Source organism: Winogradskyella sp., assembly GCF_028282165.1.
Classification (GTDB): Bacteria; Bacteroidota; Bacteroidia; order Flavobacteriales; family Flavobacteriaceae; genus Winogradskyella.
The window spans coordinates 153,443-176,089 of the sequence record NZ_JANQIM010000003.1 but is presented as its reverse complement, the minus strand read 5'-3'; the positions used below and the strand labels follow the sequence as shown (position 1 = coordinate 176,089).

The following is a 22,647-nucleotide window of genomic DNA, read 5'->3' as shown; positions in this document are numbered from 1 at the left end:
ATGCATTCTGAAACTATTATACAAGTTAATGGCCTCACCAAACGTTTTGGTGATTTTACGGCAGTAAATGAAATTACATTTAAGGTAGATAAAGGCGAAATCTTTGGCTTTTTAGGTGCTAATGGTGCTGGCAAAACAACAGCAATAAAGATGTTGATAGGTTTAAGTAAACCGACAAAAGGTTCGGGTAAGGTGGCTGGTTTTGATATTGAAAAACAAGCAGAACACGTCAAAAAGAACATTGGTTACATGTCGCAAAAATTCAGTCTTTATGATGATTTAACACCTAAAGAAAACATTCGATTTTATGGTGGTATTTATGGACTTTCAAGAAATGAAATAAAAACCAAAACTAAAGAAATACTCGAAGAACTAGACCTTAAATCTGTAGCTAATAAAACAGTAGTGTCTCTACCGCTTGGTTGGAAGCAACGTTTGGCCTTTGCCATTTCTATGGTTCACGATCCAGACATTGTTTTTCTTGATGAACCTACTGGTGGTGTAGATCCTAAGGTAAGACGCGAATTTTGGGAAACTATCTATCAGGCTTCCGAAAAAGGGCGCACTGTTTTTGTTACAACCCACTACATGGACGAAGCAGAATACTGCGACCGTGTCTCAATTATGGTTGCTGGTAAAATAGAAGCTTTAGATACACCAAATAATTTAAAACAACAGTTTAACGCCACCTCAATGGATGAGGTATTTTTAAAACTCGCAAGATGAAAACACGAAATTTTGTATTAACAACCTCGCTATGCTTCATTGCAGCCATAGCATTTGCACAAGAGACCGCAAGCATTACGGTTCAGGTAAACGACATTAAAAATTCTGGAGAAGGTCATATGGTTTTTATGCTTTTCAATAAAGACGATGGTTTTCCAAAGGAACGCCAAAAAGCTTTTAAACTAGGTATTGTTGAGGAATTTGGAAATTCAGCCAGTTATACGTTTAAGGATGTGCCATATGGTAATTACGCGGTTTCGGTACATCAAGATAAAGACGCTGATGGTGAGATGAAAAGCAATTTTATCGGTATGCCTAAAGAACCTGTAGGTGCTAGTAACATGACTAAAATGGGGAAACCAAATTTTAAGAAATGCAGTTTTGAGGTGGATAGTCCTGAAGAAGAATTAGACATTAAATTCATTATTGGTAATAAGTAATGATAAAGATATTCTGGGCATTTGTTAAAAAAGAATTTTATCACATTTTACGCGATAAACGTACCCTTTTAATTCTTTTTGGAATTCCAGTAGCCCTTGTGCTTTTATTTGGATATACAGTTACCACAGAATTTAAGGATGCTTCCATTGACATTCTAGATTATGCAAAAGATGATGCCAGTACAGAACTCATTAATCATTTGCAGAGCTCAGGACATTTTACAGTAAATAAGTTTATTTCTTCAGAAGCTGAAATGGATGCAGGCTTTAAAGAAGGGACTTCAAAATTAGTAGTTGTTATTCCCAATAATTTTACTTCCGATTTTTACGACAATAATCCAATAACCATCCAGCTAATTACAGATGGTTCGGACCCAAATAATGCGAATACCTTAGTGCAGTATGCCACTAATATGATTACGACGTTTCAACGGAATAAATTACAGCAACCAGAGAATCCATTCATCATTAATGTTGAAGACCGCATGCTTTACAACCCTCAATTGGTAAGTGCGTACAATTTTATTCCTGGTACTATTGCGTTGATTTTATTAATTATTTCAGCTATGCTCACGTCACTTACTATTGCACGAGAAAAGGAATTGGGCACTATGGAAATCTTGTTGGTGTCACCATTACCGCCTTTACTGATTATATTAGGTAAAGTAACGCCATACGCCTTGTTATCATTTATCGATGCTGTATTGGTGCTTGTTCTCGGCTATTTTGTTTTTAAAGTTCCGATTCTCGGAAGTACTATTTTACTATTGTTTGCCTGCTTATTATACGTTATTACTGCCTTGGCCTTGGGGACGCTGATTTCAACGGTTTCAAAAACCCAACAAGATGCCATGATGCGTTCTTTGATGGGGTTAATGATGCCTTCAATGATATTGTCTGGTTTTATATTTCCATTAGCCAGTATGCCTAAAGTTTTACAAGTCATAGGTCAGATTATTCCTGCTACTTATTTTATCGAAATTTTAAAAGGGGTTATGCTACGTGGTGTAGGACTCAAGTTTGTAATTTATGAAATTGGTATTCTCACATTAACAACTTTTCTGTTGTTGTTTTTTACCTGGAAGAACTTTAAAATCCGATTAGAATGAAAATCTTAGGCTTTATTATTCAAAAGGAATTCATTCAGATAATTAGAAACAGGGCTTTGTTGCCAATGATGACCTTGTTGCCCATTATTCAACTTATTATCTTATCGAATGCAGCATCAAACGAAGTAAAGAATGTTAATTTGGTTATTGTTGAAAAAGACTATAGTGAAAGTTCGCGACTGCTCATTAGAAAAATTAATGCCAACGATCGCATCAGCATTGTAAAAACTACCTTTAATTCTAAGGATGCCTTTGATCATTTACAAGCCAATAAAGCCGATATTGTTCTTGAGATTCCTAGCGATTTTGAAAAGGACTATAGACGTGGCGAGCAACCTAAGTTACAAATGTTGGTCAATGCTATCAATGGACAGCAATCTACTGTTGGCTCTGGTTATTTAAAAAACATTATTAGCTCATTTAATTTGGAGCTAATTGAAGAAGTGGCGCCACTTACAAGCGGAAGTCAGCTTACTATATCATCTCGTAATTGGTATAATCCCGAGATCAATTATCCTCATTTTATGGCACCAGGAATCTTGGCCGAGTTAACCGCTCTTTTAACCATAGTGCTTTCGGCAATGAATGTTGTACGTGAACGTGAAATAGGCACTATTGAGCAGATTAATGTAACACCCATAAAGAAATGGCAATTTATTGTAGGTAAGCTGGTACCCTTTTTGTGCATTGGTATGGTTTTACTTACCGTTGGTTTAATTGCCAGTAAATTGATTTTTGATATTCCCATTCGTGGTAATATTGGGTTGATTTTTTTCTATGCCATTTTCAATCTTATAGCAGTTTTGGGGTTGGGATTGCTTATTTCAAACTTTGCCGATACGCAACAGCAAGCCATTTTTGTAGCGTTCTTTTTCGTTATCATTTTTGTTTTAATGTGTGGATTGTTTACACCAATAGATAGTATGCCCAAATGGGCCCAGAAGTTAACGATTCCCAATCCGTTGGCACACTTCATTTCAGTATCTAGAAAAGTTTTAATGAAAGGTAGCGGCTTTTGGGACATCCGATGGGAGTTTATCTATACCATTATTCTCGCAGTAGTTTTTAACACACTTGCTATTTGGAGCTATAGAAAACGGATATAAGAATATAATTGCTTAACTATTTGAAAATGAAACAACTTTTAATTAATATACCATGACACCAGTGTTAAAATCACTTATATCTATTGTTTTTTTAATAACTGCATTGGGCTCAATAGCCCAGACAATTACACTTGAAAAAGGAAGTCATAATTTTGGAATAGGACTTAATGGTGGTATTGTAATTGGAGATTTTGAAGATAGCTATTCTGGTAACATTGGTGTTGACCTGTTTTATCTCTATGGCTTCTCTAAGCGTTTTTATGCTGGAGCATCTACTGGATTTGCAAATTATTTTTTCGATGAATCGGCCATGCTAAGTGGTATTCAGGTAGAAACAGATGATTTGCAGTTTATGCCTATAGCGGTAAGTTTTCGTGTGTCACCATTCAAGAACTTTTTTGGTGGTACTGATATTGGTTATGCTATTGGGATTAATGATAGTAATGACGGTGGATTTTATATTTCACCTAGAGCAACTTATTTCATTAAAAAGAGAATCCCCATATTTCTAGGATACCGAAACATTAGTTTGGACAGTAATAGTTTGAGTAGTATTCAATTTGGAATAGGTTATACATTTTAAAAATGATCATTGCTGCACAAATTAAAATGATCAGGTATTTCATCATCACATTATTGGCATACTTGTTGGCTTCCAACATTGCTTTGGCACAGGATAGGATTACTCAACTAGATAGTACAAATTACAAAGCACTTATTAAAAGCTTGCCTGCTTTTACAATGTATGGTGATAATTATTTTGTTACTGGAACTTCATTAAATGAAGATATTTCTTCAGAAACAAGCGATGCCAAATTTGAAATAGGTTTTAAACAACGCCTAACTAATTTAGATTTACCCTGGGATATGTTTCCGTTTATTACCTACAGACAAAAATCATTTTGGGATATTTATCTGGAGTCTTTCCCGTTTCGCGAAACCAATTACAATCCAGCCTTAGGTTTGGCGAAGTTATTCGTAGATGATGAAGGAATTAAAGCTGGGCTTTGGCTTTCATTTGAACACGAATCCAATGGTAGAGATGAAGAAAACTCAAGAAGCTGGAATTACTTCTCGCTGCAATACTTTAAGCCCTTTGGCAGAAAATGGCAATTTAGGGCTAAGGGTTGGATTCCCGTTGGAAGTTTGGCAGACAATAGTGATATTATTTCCTATCGTGGCTATGTTGCTATTGGAGCTACGTATAACCCGTTTAGGAGTTTGTTTTTGGATATTGATATTCAGCCTGCCTATGATGACCAACTCACAGGTTTTGTAAAAGCTGGCATAAGTTTTAAAATCTCAAAAAACAGCAATCAGTTTTTATATATCCAATACTTTGGGGGGTACTCCGAGGATTTAATTGATTATAATCAAAGCGTTAGCAATTTGCGAATTGGGATTGCCTTTAAAGATCTTTTTGCGAATTTCTTGAACAATTGATGTCAAGGACAGATTGTGAAAATAAAACCAAAAAAACCTCATGCTATAGCATAACTGTCTTGGTAGATATAAATGCTACATTGGTAGATTGGTTTTTTAGGACATAGCACATAATATTATCTTAATTTAAAAAAAAGTCTATGATTTTGAAAATTGAAAGAAAAAATAAACTGAGTATCAATCTTATGGTATTTGCAGTGCTAAATTTCTCATGGAGCCTCGCTCAAGAAACATACACACTTAGTGGAAATGTAATAGATGAACTGACGGGTGAAACAGTTTTAGGAGCTAACATTCTGTTGCCTGACCTTTCAATCGGTGCTGTAACTAACGAATACGGATTTTATAGTATTACGCTACCCGCTGGAACCCACAAATTACTAATTAGTTTCTTAGGGTATCAAACAATTGAACAGGAGATAACCATAGATAAGGACACCAAACTGAATTTTAAAATGGTTGAGGAGTCCAGTCAACTAGATGCCGTAATCATTGAGCAAAACATTGAAAAAACTAGCATTCGAAAGCCTGAAATGAGTGTCGCAAAGCTTTCTTCCAAAACCATAAAGAATATTCCTGCTGTTCTGGGGGAACCCGATGTTATTCGTTCTATCCTATTACTGCCTGGTGTAAGTAATGCTGGGGAAGGTGCATCAGGATTTAATGTGCGTGGTGGTGGTGCAGACCAGAATTTGATTCTTTTAGACGAAGCTATCATCTTCAACACGTCCCATTTATTCGGATTCTTTTCGGTATTTAATACAGATGCAATCAAGGATTTGAAATTGTATAAAGGTGGCATTCCTGCACGCTATGGAGGTCGTTTATCATCTGTCTTAGATATCTACCAAAGGGAGGGGAACAATAAAGAGTTCAAAATGAATGGTGGTATTGGACTTATTTCAAGTAAACTCTTGCTAGAGGGGCCGATTAAAAAAGACAGAGGTTCATTTCTCGTAGCAGGTAGATCATCCTATGCGCACCTGTTTTTACAAGCTGCAGGCGAAGAAAACACCGCTTCGTTTTATGACTTAAATACTAAATTAAGTTATCGGTTAAACGAAAATAACAGTTTATACCTTTCAGGGTATTTTGGTCGTGATAACTTTCAACTTGGTGATAGTTTTGTCAACGAGTATGGAAATACCGTAGCAAACCTACGTTGGAATCATTTGTTTTCAGATAAACTATTTTCAAATTTATCCTTAATTTATTCCGACTATTATTATGGTTTAAACTTAGCAGTGAGAAGTTTTGAATGGGAATCTCATATCATCAACTTCAACCTAAAATACGATTTCAAGCATTACCTCTCAAATAATTTTAAACTGGACTATGGTATTAATAATATTTACTACCACTTTAAGCCAGGAGAGATAAGACCCGATAGTGAAGACTCAGGTATTAACCCAGAAGAATTTACCAATCAATACGCCAATGAGTTTGCGGCTTACATCGATGCAGAGCATAGACTGACTGATAAATTGACCGTCCGTTACGGTCTACGATGGAGCCATTTTACACGTTTGGGCCAAGATGAATTTAGGGTGTATGATAATAACAATCCTGTATTATTCAATGAAGAATTTCAGATATATGAAGGCGCAGAGCCTATTAGAGTGGATAGCTTTGACCGCAGTGAAAGCCTAGCGGACTTTAATAATTTTGAGCCGCGGGTTTCTCTATCCTATCTGCTCAATGATAATACATCGGTTAAAGCAAGTTACAACCGCATGACACAATACTTGCATTTGTTGTCTAATACTAATTCGCCCACACCATTAGATGTATGGACACCCAGTGGCCCTTATATAGAACCACAGCTGCTAGACCAGTATGCTATTGGGTTTTTTAAAGACTTTAAAGATGGTGACTACACCTTAGAAACCGAAGTGTTTTACAAAGACATCCAAAACCGAATTGACTACATTGACGGTGCCGATTTAATTGCTAATGAAGAAATTGAGCAAGTAATTCTTAACGGTGAGGCCAGAGCTTACGGTCTAGAGGTATTGTTCAGAAAGAATAGAGGGAAGTTTACCGGTTGGTTATCCTATACGCTGTCAAAGTCCGAACAGCGCACACCTGGCAGAAATGCTAATGAGCCAGGTATTAACAATGGCGAATGGTATAACTCGCTTTGGGATAGGCCGCACGATATCGCCGTAAATGGAACATATGAATTGAATGACCGTTGGACCTTTAATGGTAACTTTATATATCAAACAGGGATACCTACCAATTTACCTATTGGTCAAGTACAGCAATTGGGACTTACAGTTCCTATATATGGGAATAGAAATGAGAGCCGATTAACTGACTATCATCGCTTAGACCTTTCGGCAACCTATACGCCTCGTAAAAATAAGGATAGGCGTTGGCAGTCTGAGTGGGTCTTTGGATTCTACAACATTTACAATCGTATGAATGCGGCATCCTTTTCGTTTGAAGAAAATAGAGCAACAGGACAAAATGAAGCCATAAGAACATCGATTTTTGGTATTGTGCCCGCTATCAGTTACAATTTTAAATTTTAGAACAATGAAAAAACTTTTATATATTATATTAATGGGCTTTTTCATCATAGCCTGTGAAGACGTAATAGAACTTGAGACCCCAACTGGCGAGACCAGAATAAACATTGATGCACATTTTAGAGTGTTTACCCAAGAAGAACCTATCAGAGCTACAGGACGTGTTGTGTTAACGGAAACGGTCAATTTCTTTGACGATAATATACCAGCCGTAAGTAACGCCACAGTGACTATAACAGAACGCGAAAGCGGTACGATTTACCCATTTGTTGAAGCGACACCAGGTACAGGCATTTATGAAAGTACGGATCTTTTATTTCTCAATGACTTTGATGCAATGTTTGATTTACATGTCGAAGCAGATGGAGAGGTATATTCGGCATCCGCTCAACCCATTCGCTCTGCACCAATACTCGAAATACAGCAAGGCGACCTTGAAATTTTCGGTGAGGAAGACTTAGAACTCATCGTAACGATTTCTGATACCGCAGGAATTGAAAACTATTACCTATTTGACTTTGGTTTCAACCTTTATCAGCCTTTAGATGACCAGTTTTTTGATGGTAATGAATTTGAATTTTCTTTTCTCTATACCGAAGATGATGAGGTCAATCTACAACCAGGAGATGTTGTAACGGTAATAAATGATGGGGTGGATGAACAGTTTTTTACCTATATGGAATTATTGCTAGAACAGACAGATAGTGGTGGTTTTTTCAGCAGTCCTCCAACAACGGCCAGAGGTAACGTTATTAATCAAGCGAATCCAGATGCTTACCCTTTAGGGTATTTCAGGATTTCTGAAGCTTTTACACTTAATTACACCGTTCAGGAAGATTAATCATTCGAAATCTTATCTATGGCATTAGCTTTAACAAAAAAACCGATTCAAGCGAATCGGTTTTAACGATTAATAGCATATTAGTCTAAGCCACACATTTGGAAATGGTTTTAAAAGCATTGGCTTTGACTTTGAATATGGGTTTCAAGAACCTTGCTAATTGATCAAATTCTATTAAAAAAGCATCATGCCCATGAATCGACTTTATCTCATTAATAGTAACATTTTCTTTTACGCTTTTTAATTCCACATAAGCATTCCAGTTTTCTTCAGGCTTAAAGAACAAATCAGAATTAATGGTCACCAAGTGGATACACGATTTTATCTGTGAAGCAACCTCTAAAAATCCGCCTCGATCTTCACAAATGTCAATGGTCCTTAATATTTGATTCATCATTTTGTATGCCGGCAAACTAAAGCGATTGGTTAAGGTGTGACCATGATGATTCAACCAAGATTCTATATTAAACAGTGTCTCTTCTTTTTTTGTTCTATGAAACTTTTGTGTCAGTGATTCTGGTGTGCGATATAAAGTCATTGCATGCATTCTGGCATCAGCTAAAGGTGTACTTGAGTGATTTAATATGGCATCTTGAATATGACAATTGGCAATGAGCCAATCCGTAGATTTCCAATCCGTTGCGATAGGAATCAAATGTTGAATCAAGTTGGGGTTTAAAGCTGCCAATTCCCATGCAATACCACCACCAACAGAGCCGCCGATAGCCGCAAATAGGTTTTCAATCTCTAGTTCCTCTAAACCTAGTGCAAACAAATTAGCAATATCTCTGGCAGTAAAATCTCTATAATTTTCGATTAGATTTTCAGGGTTATTGTCATAGCCATTACCAGGAATATTAAATGCTAAAATGGTATATGCCTTGGTGTCTATACATTTGTTTTCACCAATTAAGTCATTCCACCAACCGTTCTCTCCAATGACATTAGAGTTTCCGGTAAGCGCATGAATGACCAGTACAATCGGTGCCTCTCCAAGCGATAAACCAAATACTTGATAAGACAATGAAATATCTGTTGTCTTACCGCTATTGGTTTTATAGTTTGAAATAGTGATATGTTTTAGTGCACTCATTTTTTATTTTTTTATTGTGAAGGGGTTAACAGATGCCTTAATAAAAAGGCATCTGCGCTAACTAAACAACACTAATAAAGGCTAATTCTGGAGTTCTTTTTGTTGTTTTACAACAGTAAAGGCTTCTTTTAGATCAGCTTTTAGGTCATCAATATTTTCAATGCCAACAGAAAGACGAATAAGGTCTTTTGTTACGCCAGTGCTTTCTTGTTCCTTGTCATTTAGTTGTTGATGCGTCGTACTTGCTGGATGAATGATTAGCGACTTTGTGTCTCCAATATTGGCCAATAATGAGAATAGCTTAGTGGTATCTGCAATAGTTTTTGCAGCTACATAGCCGCCATCAATACCAAAGGTTACAATACCGCTTTGACCATTTGGCAAATACTTATCAGCTAGGTGTTTATAAGCACTTGTTTCAAGACCAGGATAATTTACCCAATTCACTTCTGGTTGTTCTTGCAACCATTTAGCTAATTCAAGCGCATTTTCGCTATGCTTTTTAATGCGTAATTCTAAAGTTTCTAAACCTTGAATAATCTGAAAGGCATTAAAAGGACTTAAAGCGCCACCATAATCCCTTAGACCTTCAATTCTAACTTTAGCAATAAATGCTGCAGCTTCCAATGCTTCACTATAAACCAAACCATGGTAACCTGGTGATGGTTCGGTAAATTCTGGGAATTTTCCATTGGTCCAATCAAAAGTACCAGCATCAATAATAACACCACCTAATGCTGTTCCATTACCATTGATATACTTGGTTAAAGAATGAATAACAATATTGGCGCCATACTCAATGGGATTTAGTAAATAAGGTGTAGCCACAGTGTTGTCTACGATCAAAGGGACTTTGTAGGTTTTGGCCTCTTTTGAAATAGCTTCAATATCCAGAACATCTAATTTCGGGTTTCCTAGAGATTCGATAAAGAAAGCTCGGGTGTTTTCTTGAGCAGCCTTATTGAAATTCTCAGGATTTGAAGGGTCTACAAAAGTAGTCGTGATACCATGTCTAGGCAAGGTTACACTCAGCAAGTTGTACGTGCCTCCATACAAACTATTAGAGGCTACAATATGGTCGCCAGCTTTTAATAAGGTGAGTAATGATGTCGCGATTGCTGAGGTGCCAGATGCTGTAACTACTGCGGCAATTCCACCCTCTAAAGCCGCTAGTCGCTGCTCTAAGATATCATTCGTTGGGTTGTTGATTCTGGTATAAATATTACCAGTCTCTGCCAATGCAAAAAGATTAGCAGCATGATCGGAATCATTAAATACATAAGCCGTTGATTGATAAATAGGAACTGCTCTTGTTCCGCGATTGTTTTGAACATCGTGTCCTGCGTGCAACGCTTTCGTTGCAAATTTTTGTGTACTCATTTTTCTAGTTTTTTGAGTTAAAATAAATTAAACCAATCCCGATAACTATCGGGACAAATATGCCTCCTCTTAGAAGCGTACCTAATAGAAAAATGTTATAAGAATGTGCTAATTACAGATGGGTAATTAGTCTTTGGTTATCTATCCGAACTTGCAAAAAATGACCTGCGCATTCAAGTAGAATTTAGCACCTTCTCAGTAAATCTGAGGGTTGCTAAGGCTTCGTCGGGTCTATTCCCTCCACCTTTCTTGATAACATTTCAGTAAGTGTTTTGAACTTTGTCTTTACAAATATTGCATTACAAAAAATTAAAATCCAAATTTATTTTCAGTTTTATACTTTTTTTATGAAAATGAAAAACTAATGTTATAAAAAACACAAAATCATGAACATGAGGTCAAAGTTTGGTTAGTTTTTATTGCGATTTAGGTATTTATTCCTGATGATATTTGCCACTGATTTATTTTCAATTTTACTCTCTAACCACGAAATAATATCGAGGTAAAGGAAAGACCTGCGCTCATAAGGATGGTCTTCGTAAGTCTTGAGTCGCTCCACTAATTCTCGAAATGCATTTTTTAGATCATGAGGGTAGATATCTTGTAAACCGCGTATAAATTTTATCATTTCTTTTTGTACCTCATGCAAGTCATTCATCTTAATTAAAAACTTGTAGGTACTGCGTAAAAGTGCTTCGAGGTGGTAATCTAATCCAGCTTCATAATGAGCTACGAGATTTAAGACTCTTGAGAAGCAGAGTAAATCTTCGCGCATGGATAAGGATTTATTCGAAATGATTTTATCTAAATATTTTATGCAAGCTTTGTTATTACCAGACCCGAATTCTAAACTGGCAAATTTGTAGTAAAAGATGGCTTTATGATGTGGGTCTATGCGGTCTTCAAAGTCTAACAGCTCTTCTTCAATTTTTGGAATTAGAGCAAGACCTTCTTCAAAACTACCATCAATAAAGTGTTGGTTAATGCTGTGGAAATTGGTGTAGAGAAAAACCAACGTCGCCACATTTTCGTCTTTAATAAATTTTGGATGACTAACAGTTGTTTTGAAATCTTCTAGTTTTTCGACAAATTTCTCCTTGTTTCTCAGGAAAAATATGGACTCTAGTAAGTAGTTATTTCCTTTGAGAAAAAATACGGGATTAACATTAATCATCTTAGGGTACTGATAAAACAAGTCTACCCATTTTGAAGCATAACGGTAACTGTTCAAAAAATCTTGCAATAGCAAGTAATACCATAGATGTGCTTTGCAATACCACAGTTTTTCTCTGAATCCTAGTCTTTTACCTTTAATATCTGGAAGCCGGTCATTAAAATATTTGGTGACTTGCCTAGCCTCATCTTCATTTTTTACATAACCCGTTTTAAGAATGATGCTGTACAATTGAAGCGATAAATTAGATAGTTTGCTGGCTATAACATTTTGAGCACTTAAATCTCTAGCTTGTATGGCCAATTCGTCTGCTCTTGTGCTTATGCTTCGAGTAATATATTGTGATTCAATAATTTTTTCGAGCTCTACAATTTCAAAAGCCATGTTTTTTTCTTCATTCACAATGGCCAGTTCTTTGGCCTTATCGAGAATTTTCAGACTTTGTTTATATAAACCTTTGTGATATAAAATGGATGCAAAATCTAGTTGTTCTCTAATTTGTGAGCGTACATTTTGATGGGAGGGATTGAGTTTGAGGCTTATTAAGATTTGCTTGTATAAATGTGCTTTGACGTTAGCGAGTTGTTGTTTTTTTACAATTCCACTTTTTAAAATAGCAACCTCGTTATAGACTTTAGCTTTGTCCAAAAGATTGAATAAATTTAAAAACTTAGAATCCGTATTTACCCCTAATCGTCCCACGTAGAGTTTAAACTGGCGTTTCTCTGATTTCGTTAAAGATTTTACCAGTGAAAATAAGTTATCTTTTTGGCCTTTAGTTGTCAATGAAAAATAAGTGTATATAATTGAAAATCAAAATTATAACATGTAAATTTGGTTTTGAACATCGTAAAAACAAATCGTAGCTTTAATTATTGAGGATTTCAAGGTATAAATTCGTAAGACAATACTAATCTATATTTTGATAAATGGCAAATACCAATATTCAAATTTTTGATACAACCCTTCGCGACGGCGAGCAAGTGCCTGGCTGTAAGCTTAATACAGAACAGAAGGTTGTTATCGCAGAACAGTTAGATACACTTGGAGTAGATGTTATTGAAGCCGGTTTTCCAGTATCTAGTCCAGGTGACTTTAAATCGGTTGAAGCTATTTCAAAAATTGTTAAAAATGCCACGGTTTGTGGCTTAACACGATCGGTGGAGAATGATATTAAAGTTGCTGCAGATGCATTAAAACATGCGGTTAGACCAAGAATTCACACAGGAATTGGAACTTCGGATTCTCATATAGTACATAAATTTAAAACGACCAGGGAAGATATTTTAGATCGTGCCTTTGCAGCAGTAAAGTATGCAAAGTCTTTTGTAGAGGATGTTGAGTTTTATGCCGAAGACGCAGGTCGAACGGATAATGATTTTTTGGCGAGAGTCTGTGAAGTGGCTATTAAAGCTGGTGCTACAGTGTTAAATATACCAGATACCACGGGTTATTGCTTACCTAGCGAGTATGGTGCAAAAATGAAATACCTTAAAGAAAATGTAAAGGGTATTGAAAAAGCCATTTTATCTTGCCATTGCCATAATGATTTAGGTCTAGCAACCGCTAACTCTATTGAAGGTGTTATTAATGGAGCTAGACAGATAGAATGTACCATAAATGGAATTGGTGAGCGTGCTGGTAATACGGCTTTAGAAGAAGTAGTGATGGTGTTAAAGCAACATCCTTATCTTAATTTGGATACTAATATTAATACATCAATGCTTTATGGTACGAGCCAGTTAGTAAGCGATAGTATGGGTATTTATACGCAACCGAATAAAGCTATAGTGGGCGCAAACGCTTTTGCCCATAGTTCGGGGATTCACCAAGATGGTGTTATTAAAAATCGTGAAACTTACGAAATCATTGACCCTAAAGATGTTGGTGTAACCGATTCTGCGATTGTCCTAACAGCCAGAAGTGGTCGTGCAGCCTTGGCCTATAGAGCAAAAAAAGTAGGTTACGATTTAACCAAGTTGCAGTTAGATGAGGTTTATATAAACTTCTTGAGCTTTGCAGATCAAAAGAAAGAGATTGATGATAATGATATTCATCAAATTATTGAAACAAGTAAGGTTTACCAGCAAATTATTTCAGCTTAGATGAACAAAAAAACACTATTCGATAAGGTCTGGGATTCACATGTGGTTAGTAGTATTGAGAATGGGCCACAGATATTGTATATCGATAGGCACTTAATACACGAAGTTACAAGTCCGCAGGCTTTCAATGAATTGGAAAATCGCGGAATTCCTATTTTTAGACCCGATCAAATTATAGCAACAGCAGATCATAATACACCGACGCTCAATCAAGATCAGCCTATAAAGGATGCCTTATCCAGAAAACAGCTAGAGCAACTTTCAGAAAACTGTAAGAAAAACAACATTACACTATATGAGTTAGGCCATAAATATAATGGAATTGTGCACGTAATGGCACCAGAATTGGGAATCACCCAACCTGGAATTACCATGGTTTGTGGCGATAGTCATACGTCGACCCATGGTGCTTTTGGAGCCATTGCTTTTGGTATTGGCACAAGCCAGGTAGCTCAGGTTTTTGCCAGTCAATGCTTGCTGCTCAAAAAGCCTAAGAGTCTTAGGGTTACGGTAAATGGCAAGTTGAAAAATGGTGTGCTTCCAAAGGATGTGATTCTATATATTATATCAAAACTCGGCACCAACGCAGGTACAGGGTACTTTTGCGAATATGCAGGAAGTGTTTTTGAAGACATGAGTATGGAAGGTCGTATGACTGTATGCAACATGAGTATCGAAATGGGTGCTCGTGGTGGTATGATTGCGCCAGACCAGACCACTTTCGACTATATCAAAGGAAGAAAGTTTTCCCCAAAGGGCGAGGAGTTTGAAAAGAAAGTCAACTATTGGAAAACACTTCCAACGGATGAAGGAGCAGTGTTTGATAATGAATATACCTTTGATGCGGATGATATTGAGCCGATGATTACTTACGGAACAAATCCAGGTATGGGCATAAAAATAACCGAAACTATTCCTGAGGAAGATAATGCGTCGTTTAAAAAGTCATTAAACTACATGGATTTTAAGGCTGGAGAACGTTTAATCGATAAACCCATCAACTACGTATTCATTGGGAGTTGTACCAATTCTAGAATCGAAGATTTTAGAGTAGCGGCAAACTATATTAAAGGTAAGCAAAAGGCCGACAATGTTACGGCATGGTTGGTGCCAGGCAGTAAGCAAGTAGAGGCTCAAATTATTGAAGAAGGTCTTAAGGCTATTTTTGATGAAGCAGGTTTCGAATTACGTCAGCCAGGCTGTTCGGCTTGTTTAGCCATGAATGATGATAAAATCCCGCAAGGCGAGTATTGTGTTTCAACCTCTAACAGAAACTTTGAAGGTCGACAAGGACAAGGTGCTAGAACCATACTGGCTAGTCCTTTAGTGGCAGCAGCGACAGCAGTCGAAGGAAAAATTATTGACATCACAAAACATTTGAACTAATGGAAAAGTTCACCACATTAAGATCTACAGCTATTCCGTTGAATATTGAAAATGTTGATACGGATCAAATCATTCCTGCTCGTTTCTTAAAGGCAACCGATAAAAAAGGATTTGGGGGTAATGTATTCAGGGATTGGAGGTTTAATGAAGATGGGTCGGTCAATACGGATTTTGTTTTAAATAATTCCCAATTCTACGGAAGTATTTTAGTCGCTGGCAATAATTTTGGATGCGGTTCTAGTAGAGAACATGCGGCCTGGGCGATTATGGGTTATGGTTTTAAAGTTGTCGTGTCTAGTTTCTTTGCAGATATCTTCAAAGGAAATGCCTTAAATAATGGATTGCTCCCAGTACAAATATCAGAACAGTTTTTAAGTGACTTGTTTGACGAAATTGAGTCCAATCCACAGACGGTTGTAAAAGTAAATTTAGAAGATCAGGTCATTTCGGTTGAAGATAAAAACCTTTCAGAAAGATTTGAAATAGATGCTTACAAAAAAACTTGTTTAATTAATGGTTACGACGACATAGATTATCTAATTAATAATAAAGAATTAATTGAAGCTTTCGAAGCTCAAAAAACATACTAACTAAGAAGAGAAATGAAATTAAATATAGCAGTTTTACCAGGTGATGGCATTGGCCCAGAAGTTACTAACCAAGCCGTAAAAGCTTTAAAAGCTATTGCAACAGAATTCAATCATCACTTTACGTTTACTAAGGCCGATGTGGGGGCGATCGCTATCGACAATCATAATGATCCTTTACCGGAAGCAACTTTAGATATTTGCAAGTCTAGTGATGCCATTTTATTTGGTGCTATCGGGCACCCCAAATACGATAATAATCCTTCGGCTAAAGTAAGACCAGAACAAGGCTTACTTAAACTGAGAAAAGAACTGGGCTTGTTTGCAAATATTAGACCAGTAAAAGCTTATCAAACCTTGTTGGATAAATCGCCATTAAAAAAACATATTATTGAAGGTACCGACATCAGTATCTACAGAGAACTGACGGGCGGTATTTATTTTGGTGAAAAACAGTTAAGTGATGACGGTAATGTGGCATCAGATCTATGTACGTATTCCCGAGAAGAAATAGAGCGTATTGCCCATTTAGCTTTTAAGGCTGCTGAAAATAGAGACCATAAGGTGACTTTGGTTGATAAAGCTAATGTACTTGAAAGTTCAAGGTTATGGCGACGCGTGGTTACCGAAATGTCAAGTCAGTATCCAGATGTAGAACTGGACTTTTTGTTTGTTGACAATGCGGCCATGCAAATGATACTCAACCCTAAGCAATTTGATGTCATTCTAACAGAAAATATGTTTGGTGACATCATAAGTGATGAAGCCAGTGTTATTGGAGGTTCGATAGGGCTATTAGCATCGGCTTCAGTAGGTGAAAAATATGCCATGTTCGAGCCGATTCATGGGTCGTATCCTCAAGCCACAGGAAAAGGTATTGCCAATCCAATCGCGTCTATACTTTCAGCAACCATGTTATTAGAGCATTTTGAATTGTTCAGCGAAGCCGAATTGTTGAGGCTAGCTGTGGAGAAGTCTTTAAAGTTGGATATATCCACACCAGATGTTAACACCAAATACGATAATGTCACCACATCGAGAGTAGGTGAATTTATCGAGGATTTTATTTACAACCCAAAGGATAAAAACATTAATTTTACTAATATCCATTTGGGACAATCCACAATTATTTAAATCCATGCCAGCAGAGCCAAAATTAAAACGTTTTAACCAAAATGTTTTATCAAAATATAGGATATACAATAGTATATTTATGACCTTGCCGTTTGATGCATTGTCTAAAACGGCTGCTTTGTTGCCTCTTTTTTATGATACCTGTAAGGATGGTTTTGAGAATCAGCAAGATCCGACAACAATAGTTAATACTTTTTTTGAAAAATATCAGGCAAGACGATTAGAGCAAAGTCAAATTAATTTGCTGTTTCGTTTCATTCAATATATAGAACGACAAGTGGTATTGTTCGATGCTGTTGAGGATGCTGCATTTCCTGTAGTTAATAATATGGAGGGAATAGGTACTCTAAGGAGTTTAAAAGAAAGTGCCCAGGCAGAAAACAAAAAGGAGTTGTTGAAAGAGTATCTAGAAGCATTTAAAGTTAGAATCGTCCTAACGGCCCATCCGACACAATTTTATCCTGGAACTGTATTGGGGATTATTACTGATCTAGCCGAAGCCATTAAGGTAGGTAACTTAAATGAAATCAATACCTTGTTGGGGCAATTGGGAAAGACACCATTTTTTAAAGATAAAAAGCCAACACCTTATGATGAGGCTGTAAATCTTATGTGGTACTTAAAAAATGTATTTTATCATTCTTTCGGGGGCATTTACGACTATATACAACAGAATATATTTGATGATCAAGAGATAGATAATTCTCTAATCAATGTCGGATTCTGGCCAGGAGGCGATAGGGATGGCAATCCGTTTGTAACACCACAAATCACACTCGACGTCGCCAGAAAACTCAAAGAGTCAGTCATCAAGTGCTACATTAAAGATGTAAAGTATCTCAGAAGAAGGCTGACGTTTAGAGGCATTAGGGAGCGCATTATTGATATCAATCACAGATTGGTCAACACCTTGTTACATAAAGAAGAATCGAGTAGAATTTCTTTGGTGGAACTAAAGAAAGAGTTAGAAACTATAAGAAATATACTCATCGATCAGCATCAATCCCTTTTTGTAGATAAGGTGACCACTTTTATTAATAGAATTACATTGTTTGGCTATCATTTTGCAAGTTTGGATATAAGACAGGATAGTCGTGTCCATGATGCTATGTTTAGGGCATTAGTACGTGAATTGATTGAAAATGGAAGTGATAAGTTCCCCAAAGATTTTTTCGATCTACCTGCTAAGCAACAATTGAAGCATTTGTCCGAGGTAAGTGGTGTCATCGAGGAGGTGGAATTTAAGGATGAATTGGCCATCAATATTGTGAAGACGATTAGGGCTATGAAAACCATACAAGATGAGAATGGTGAAATCGCTTGTAATCGCTATATCATTAGTAACAACCAAACCACCTTAAATGTTCTTCAGTTATTTGCCATGTTAAAAGTGATTGCCTTTGGTGATGACTTAACTGTAGATGTGGTGCCGTTATTCGAAACAGTAACAGATCTAGAGGCTTCTCCAAGTGTTATGGAGGAACTTTACACCAATCCAAATTACCGTAAGCATTTAGAAAAACGAGGCGACAGACAGACCATTATGCTTGGTTTTAGCGATGGAACTAAAGATGGAGGTTATCTTATGGCGAACTGGGGGATTTTCAGGGCGAAAGAAGCCTTAACCGAGTTATCTCGAAAGTACGATATTGATGTCATATTTTTTGATGGTAGAGGTGGACCGCCTGCACGTGGGGGAGGTAAAACACATAAATTCTATGCGTCGCTGGGTCCAACAGTGGAAGACAAAGAAATACAGTTGACCATTCAAGGGCAGACAATCAGTTCAAACTTTGGGACCATAGAATCGTCTCAATACAATATGGAGCAACTGATAAGTTCAGGTATTTCAAACCGGCTTAATGACAATACGTTAGAAATGCATGAAGACGATAAAGACGTCATGGATAACTTGGCGAATTTAAGTTATGAAGCTTATGTTAGTTTTAAAAAGCATCCTAAGTTTTTATCGTATCTAGAGCATATGAGTACGCTGAAGTATTACGCTAAGACCAACATAGGCAGTAGACCATCTAAGCGAGGTAAATCTGACGGATTGGTATTTGCGGATTTAAGAGCCATTCCTTTTGTAGGATCATGGAGTCAATTGAAACAAAATGTCCCTGGATTTTATGGAGTCGGAACAGCATTAAAATATTATGAAGACAAAGATGAGTTTGAAAAAGTTCAGCACTTGTATCAGACATCCCGATTCTTCAGGGCTTTAATTGCCAATAGTATGATGTCCTTGTCTAAATCATTTTTCAATCTAACACGATATATGTCAGAGGACCCAGATTATGGTGAATTCTGGACCACCATTTATACAGAATATGAGACGACGAAGCGACTTATTCTTAAACTCACGGGCTTCAAAGAGCTTATGGAAGATGAGTTGGTTTCAAAAGCTTCAATTGCTGTTAGGGAGTCTATTGTGTTGCCACTATTAACCATACAGCAGTATGCCTTAAAAAAGATTCAGGAATTAGAAAAAGCTGAAGTTAGGGATGAGGAAAAGATCAGGGTTTTTGAGAAAATGGTCACTAGATCGTTATTCGGAAATATTAATGCAAGTCGAAATTCTGCTTAGTAAATACGCATTGCTTAACCGTATCTAACGTGTCACTTCGAGTGAAATTTTCTTGTTTTCGATACATCCTGACGTTTACCGTCAGGACACTCTAACTGACAAAAATTTCTTATTCATTATTTATGTTGATCAATTGTAAGTAATAAAAAAACCTCTGAAGTAAATTTCAGAGGTTTTTTCTAACAATTAAATTTATACAATTAATTCAAACTTATTAAATGTTAGTGTTCATTCATTCTAAAGTCTGGATAAGCATCCATACCATGCTCATAGCCATCTAGTCCTTCCAGTTCTTCGCGTTCAGAAACTCTAATTCCAACTGTTTTCTTCAGTGTGAAAATAATGATGAATGAAGAAACGATACAAATAGCAGCATAAGAGGCTACACCTAGAAGCTGACTTAGAAATTGTGCGCCACTAGCTAGGTTTCCAAAAATACCTACCGCTAAGGTTCCCCAGATACCACAAACGAGATGTACAGCAATGGCTCCAACTGGGTCATCTAATTTAAGTCGATCAATTAAAGAGACTGCAAATACAATTAAGGCGCCAGCTACGCCTCCAATAATTATGGCATCTGTTGGGCTCATTTGATCCGCTCCAGCAGTAATACCAACTAGTCCTCCTAATATGCCATTAAGAAACATCGTTAAGTCTAGGTTTTTATACCTTATAGTCGAAACTAAAGCCGAAACAACACCTCCTGCAGCGGCTGCCAAACATGTAGTGACTAAAGCTAAAGACGTCAGTTCTGGATCTGCAGATAAAACAGAACCGCCATTAAATCCAAACCAACCTAGCCAAAGTATAAGCACACCTGCTGTAGCTATAGGAATGTTGTGCCCGGGGATAGCCTGTATTTTTCCATCTTTGAACTTGCCAATTCTAGAACCTAATAAGCATACGGCGATCACCGCAGCCCATCCGCCAACTGAATGTACTAATGTCGACCCTGCAAAATCATAAAATGGTGTGTCAAGGGTTTGTAAAAAACCACCGCCCCACTTCCATGAACCTGCAATAGGATAAATCAATCCGACGTAAAGAATTGTAAATATCATGAAGGGACCAATTTTTATACGCTCTGCAACGGCACCTGAAACAATGGTAGCAGCGGTTGCAGCAAACATGCCTTGAAACAAAAAATCTGTCCAATAGGTATAACCACCATCAGCATATGCGGTTCCATCGGCGTTAGTAAATGAATTTTGCATATCACCAAGCCCAATACCCAAATCAGGAATGGCCAAAAAACCATTAAACTCTCCGGGATACATTAGGTTAAACCCTACCAAGTAATAGAGTAGTAAGCCTACCGTAATGATAAATATATTTTTAAATAGAATGTTAATCGTGTTCTTCTGACGTGTTAGGCCAATTTCTAATAGGGCAAAACCTAAATGCATAAAGAATACGAGGGCTGTACAGATCATCATCCATACATTATTTGTTGTGAGTAATTCCATAGCGTTTATCTTAATGTTTGTCCACCTTTTTCTTTAGTTCTTATTCGGTAAACTTCTTTAATCTCTGAGACAAATATTTTTCCATCACCTACGTTGCCTGTACCAGCTGAATCTAGTATAGCTTTGATGGTAACATCTTCAAAATCATCGTTTACCACAATGGATAAATAACGTCTTTGAATGTCACTGGTACTATAGGTAACACCTCTATATACATGGCCTTCTTTTTCATTACCAAGACCTGTGACGTCCCAATAAGAGAAAAAGTTTACGCCAACATCATGCAGCGCATTTTTAACATCAGAGAACTTTGATTTTCTAATTATTGCTTCGATTTTTTTCATAGATGATAATTTTAATAAGTTGAAGTTTGTACATTTTGTTTTGAGTTAAAAAATATACAAACTTCAATCCTATTAGAGGGTAATAAAAAATGCTAGTTTATAGAATCCATTTGGTGCAAAACGATCATCCTCATCGGCTAAATTGCTGCCAAATGAAAGTCTAAGTCCTGCATTTCCTTTTTGAAATTGTAAATAAGGGCCTAACCAAACATAACCATCTGCACGGTCTAAATCACCACCGCCATTCACTTCCCCGCCAGACAAGTAAAGCTCTTCAAAATGAGCTCCAAAAGAGAAAAATGAGGCCACCTTATAGCCAACATTAGCCCAATAATGAACATAATTATTGGTCGCTTCAGGTGTTTCTGTATTTAACTCTGTGTTATCGCTCAAGGCAGCATAATAACCGAAATAGAATTGACCTTCAAATTTATCGGAATCAAAATTAACGGTTAAGTTAGGAACTATACCGTCTCCAACAATCCCCTCCTGAGCAGCACCGCTAGATAGTAAGCTTCCGAAGGTGAAACCAATTTGTGGGTTAATGTCAAAGTCACCTACAGTCTTATTGTAACCGATTCCAAATTCAGTCCATTGGCCCCAGGCACTACCTGTTCCTGCTCCCCATTGAATACCATAGGCCGTAAGCGCATCTGTTTCGCTCAAAGCATAACCAAATGTCATCATAGGATTAAGTCCAAAAAAAGCATCGTGGTTAATGCTAAGTCCAACGCTTAGTTTTTCGTCTTCGGTTGCTTCTTGAGCAGATAAACCCATTGCTACTAAAAGCATAAAAAGTGTAAATCTTTTTTTCATAATTCTTTGTGTTTAAAAAGTTAGTTAGTAGCCAAAACTATTTTATTTTATTTAATGCCCCTAAAAAAATAGGGTTATAAGTGTTATTTTTATTAATATTATATTTTATACCCTAAAAAATTTAGGGTTAATATATTTTTAAGTCTTTTTTTAAAAAATCAATAATTCAAAAATTAAATATTTATCAAGATTTTGGCTTTTATTTTAAATTATTGTCAGAAAAAACACATTTTCGAAAACGTTTTCGTAATATTTTATATTTTTTATTAGAAATATTTTTATTGAGTTTTTTTATAATTTATCGTCTTTTTATTGATGATTTTTCAGTATAAACGAGCATAATTATCGATTTGAAAAAAGTGATTTGCCTTTT

At 36.6% G+C, this 22,647-nt stretch carries 19 protein-coding genes and 1 riboswitch; of the genes, 13 read left to right on the top strand and 6 right to left on the bottom strand.

The features are described 5' to 3' along the window. The 8 genes from Q0972_RS01215 to Q0972_RS01180 all read left to right on the top strand — a co-directional run bounded on the left by Q0972_RS01215 (position 1) and on the right by Q0972_RS01180 (position 8,199). A complete protein-coding gene (locus Q0972_RS01215; protein ID WP_299361549.1) occupies positions 1-726 on the top strand; it encodes an ABC transporter ATP-binding protein in 726 nt (241 codons plus the stop codon). Then, a complete protein-coding gene (locus Q0972_RS01210; protein ID WP_299361548.1) occupies positions 723-1,166 on the top strand; it encodes a DUF2141 domain-containing protein in 444 nt (147 codons plus the stop codon). Before Q0972_RS01215 ends, Q0972_RS01210 begins: the two co-directional genes overlap by 4 nt. Beyond that, on the top strand, positions 1,166-2,275 hold the full coding sequence (locus tag Q0972_RS01205) for an ABC transporter permease (RefSeq protein WP_299361546.1): 1,110 nt from the start codon (positions 1,166-1,168) through the stop codon (positions 2,273-2,275). The genes Q0972_RS01210 and Q0972_RS01205 overlap by 1 nt, the downstream gene beginning before the upstream one ends. Beyond that, positions 2,272-3,381 (top strand): ABC transporter permease, encoded by a 1,110-nt coding sequence (locus Q0972_RS01200; protein WP_299361544.1) that lies wholly within the window; start codon positions 2,272-2,274, stop codon positions 3,379-3,381. The genes Q0972_RS01205 and Q0972_RS01200 overlap by 4 nt, the downstream gene beginning before the upstream one ends. Before the next feature lie 52 nt (positions 3,382-3,433). After that, positions 3,434-3,964 carry a hypothetical protein gene (locus tag Q0972_RS01195; protein ID WP_299361541.1) on the top strand — a complete coding sequence of 177 codons (531 nt, stop codon included), beginning with the start codon at positions 3,434-3,436 and terminating at the stop codon, positions 3,962-3,964. A 26-nt stretch (positions 3,965-3,990) separates the two neighbouring features. Further along, positions 3,991-4,824, top strand: coding sequence for a phospholipase A (locus Q0972_RS01190; protein ID WP_299361538.1), 834 nt, complete (start codon positions 3,991-3,993; stop codon positions 4,822-4,824). A gap of 185 nt (positions 4,825-5,009) precedes the next feature. Next, positions 5,010-7,361, top strand: a complete 2,352-nt coding sequence (locus Q0972_RS01185) for a TonB-dependent receptor (RefSeq protein WP_299361659.1) — start codon at positions 5,010-5,012, stop codon at positions 7,359-7,361. Between the two features lie 4 nt (positions 7,362-7,365). Further along, a complete protein-coding gene (locus Q0972_RS01180) occupies positions 7,366-8,199 on the top strand; it encodes a DUF4249 family protein (RefSeq protein ID WP_299361536.1) in 834 nt (277 codons plus the stop codon). Between the two features lie 85 nt (positions 8,200-8,284). Here Q0972_RS01180 and Q0972_RS01175 read toward each other — a convergent pair whose 3' ends face one another. The 3 genes from Q0972_RS01175 to Q0972_RS01165 all read right to left on the bottom strand — a co-directional run bounded on the left by Q0972_RS01175 (position 8,285) and on the right by Q0972_RS01165 (position 12,632). Continuing rightward, positions 8,285-9,292 (bottom strand): alpha/beta fold hydrolase, encoded by a 1,008-nt coding sequence (locus Q0972_RS01175; RefSeq protein ID WP_299361533.1) that lies wholly within the window; start codon positions 9,290-9,292, stop codon positions 8,285-8,287. Between the two features lie 81 nt (positions 9,293-9,373). Next, the gene (locus Q0972_RS01170; RefSeq protein ID WP_299361531.1) at positions 9,374-10,672 is read right to left on the bottom strand and encodes an O-acetylhomoserine aminocarboxypropyltransferase/cysteine synthase family protein; all 1,299 of its coding nucleotides are present in this window, start codon (positions 10,670-10,672) and stop codon (positions 9,374-9,376) included. Positions 10,673-10,806: 134 nt separating this feature from the next. Beyond that, positions 10,807-10,931, bottom strand: a riboswitch (SAM riboswitch). A 150-nt stretch (positions 10,932-11,081) separates the two neighbouring features. Further along, positions 11,082-12,632 carry a hypothetical protein gene (locus Q0972_RS01165; protein WP_299361528.1) on the bottom strand — a complete coding sequence of 517 codons (1,551 nt, stop codon included), beginning with the start codon at positions 12,630-12,632 and terminating at the stop codon, positions 11,082-11,084. Between the two features lie 143 nt (positions 12,633-12,775). Here Q0972_RS01165 and Q0972_RS01160 point away from each other — a divergent pair, with 143 nt between their 5' ends. From Q0972_RS01160 to Q0972_RS01140, 5 genes are read left to right on the top strand one after another with little or no spacing between them, the layout of a single operon-like run. Next, positions 12,776-13,951 carry a 2-isopropylmalate synthase gene (locus Q0972_RS01160; protein WP_299361525.1) on the top strand — a complete coding sequence of 392 codons (1,176 nt, stop codon included), beginning with the start codon at positions 12,776-12,778 and terminating at the stop codon, positions 13,949-13,951. Continuing rightward, complete coding sequence (leuC, locus tag Q0972_RS01155; protein WP_299361523.1) at positions 13,952-15,337, top strand: 3-isopropylmalate dehydratase large subunit; 1,386 nt, start codon at positions 13,952-13,954, stop codon at positions 15,335-15,337. Continuing rightward, positions 15,337-15,927 carry a 3-isopropylmalate dehydratase small subunit gene (gene leuD, locus Q0972_RS01150; protein WP_299361521.1) on the top strand — a complete coding sequence of 197 codons (591 nt, stop codon included), beginning with the start codon at positions 15,337-15,339 and terminating at the stop codon, positions 15,925-15,927. The genes leuC and leuD overlap by 1 nt, the downstream gene beginning before the upstream one ends. A gap of 12 nt (positions 15,928-15,939) precedes the next feature. Continuing rightward, entirely contained in the window at positions 15,940-17,058 is a 1,119-nt protein-coding gene (gene leuB, locus Q0972_RS01145) for a 3-isopropylmalate dehydrogenase (RefSeq protein ID WP_299361518.1), read from the top strand. A gap of 4 nt (positions 17,059-17,062) precedes the next feature. After that, positions 17,063-19,648 carry a phosphoenolpyruvate carboxylase gene (locus Q0972_RS01140; protein WP_299361516.1) on the top strand — a complete coding sequence of 862 codons (2,586 nt, stop codon included), beginning with the start codon at positions 17,063-17,065 and terminating at the stop codon, positions 19,646-19,648. A 221-nt stretch (positions 19,649-19,869) separates the two neighbouring features. Here the strand turns inward: Q0972_RS01140 and Q0972_RS01135 are convergent, their stop codons facing one another. The 3 genes from Q0972_RS01135 to Q0972_RS01125 form a co-directional block, all read right to left on the bottom strand. Further along, on the bottom strand, positions 19,870-21,114 hold the full coding sequence (locus Q0972_RS01135) for an ammonium transporter (protein ID WP_299361514.1): 1,245 nt from the start codon (positions 21,112-21,114) through the stop codon (positions 19,870-19,872). A gap of 5 nt (positions 21,115-21,119) precedes the next feature. Continuing rightward, positions 21,120-21,458 carry a P-II family nitrogen regulator gene (locus Q0972_RS01130; protein ID WP_299361512.1) on the bottom strand — a complete coding sequence of 113 codons (339 nt, stop codon included), beginning with the start codon at positions 21,456-21,458 and terminating at the stop codon, positions 21,120-21,122. Positions 21,459-21,530: 72 nt separating this feature from the next. Further along, positions 21,531-22,274: a DUF6733 family protein gene (locus tag Q0972_RS01125; RefSeq protein ID WP_299361510.1), complete on the bottom strand. Its 744-nt coding sequence runs from the start codon at positions 22,272-22,274 to the stop codon at positions 21,531-21,533. Positions 22,275-22,647: the final 373 nt, after the last annotated feature.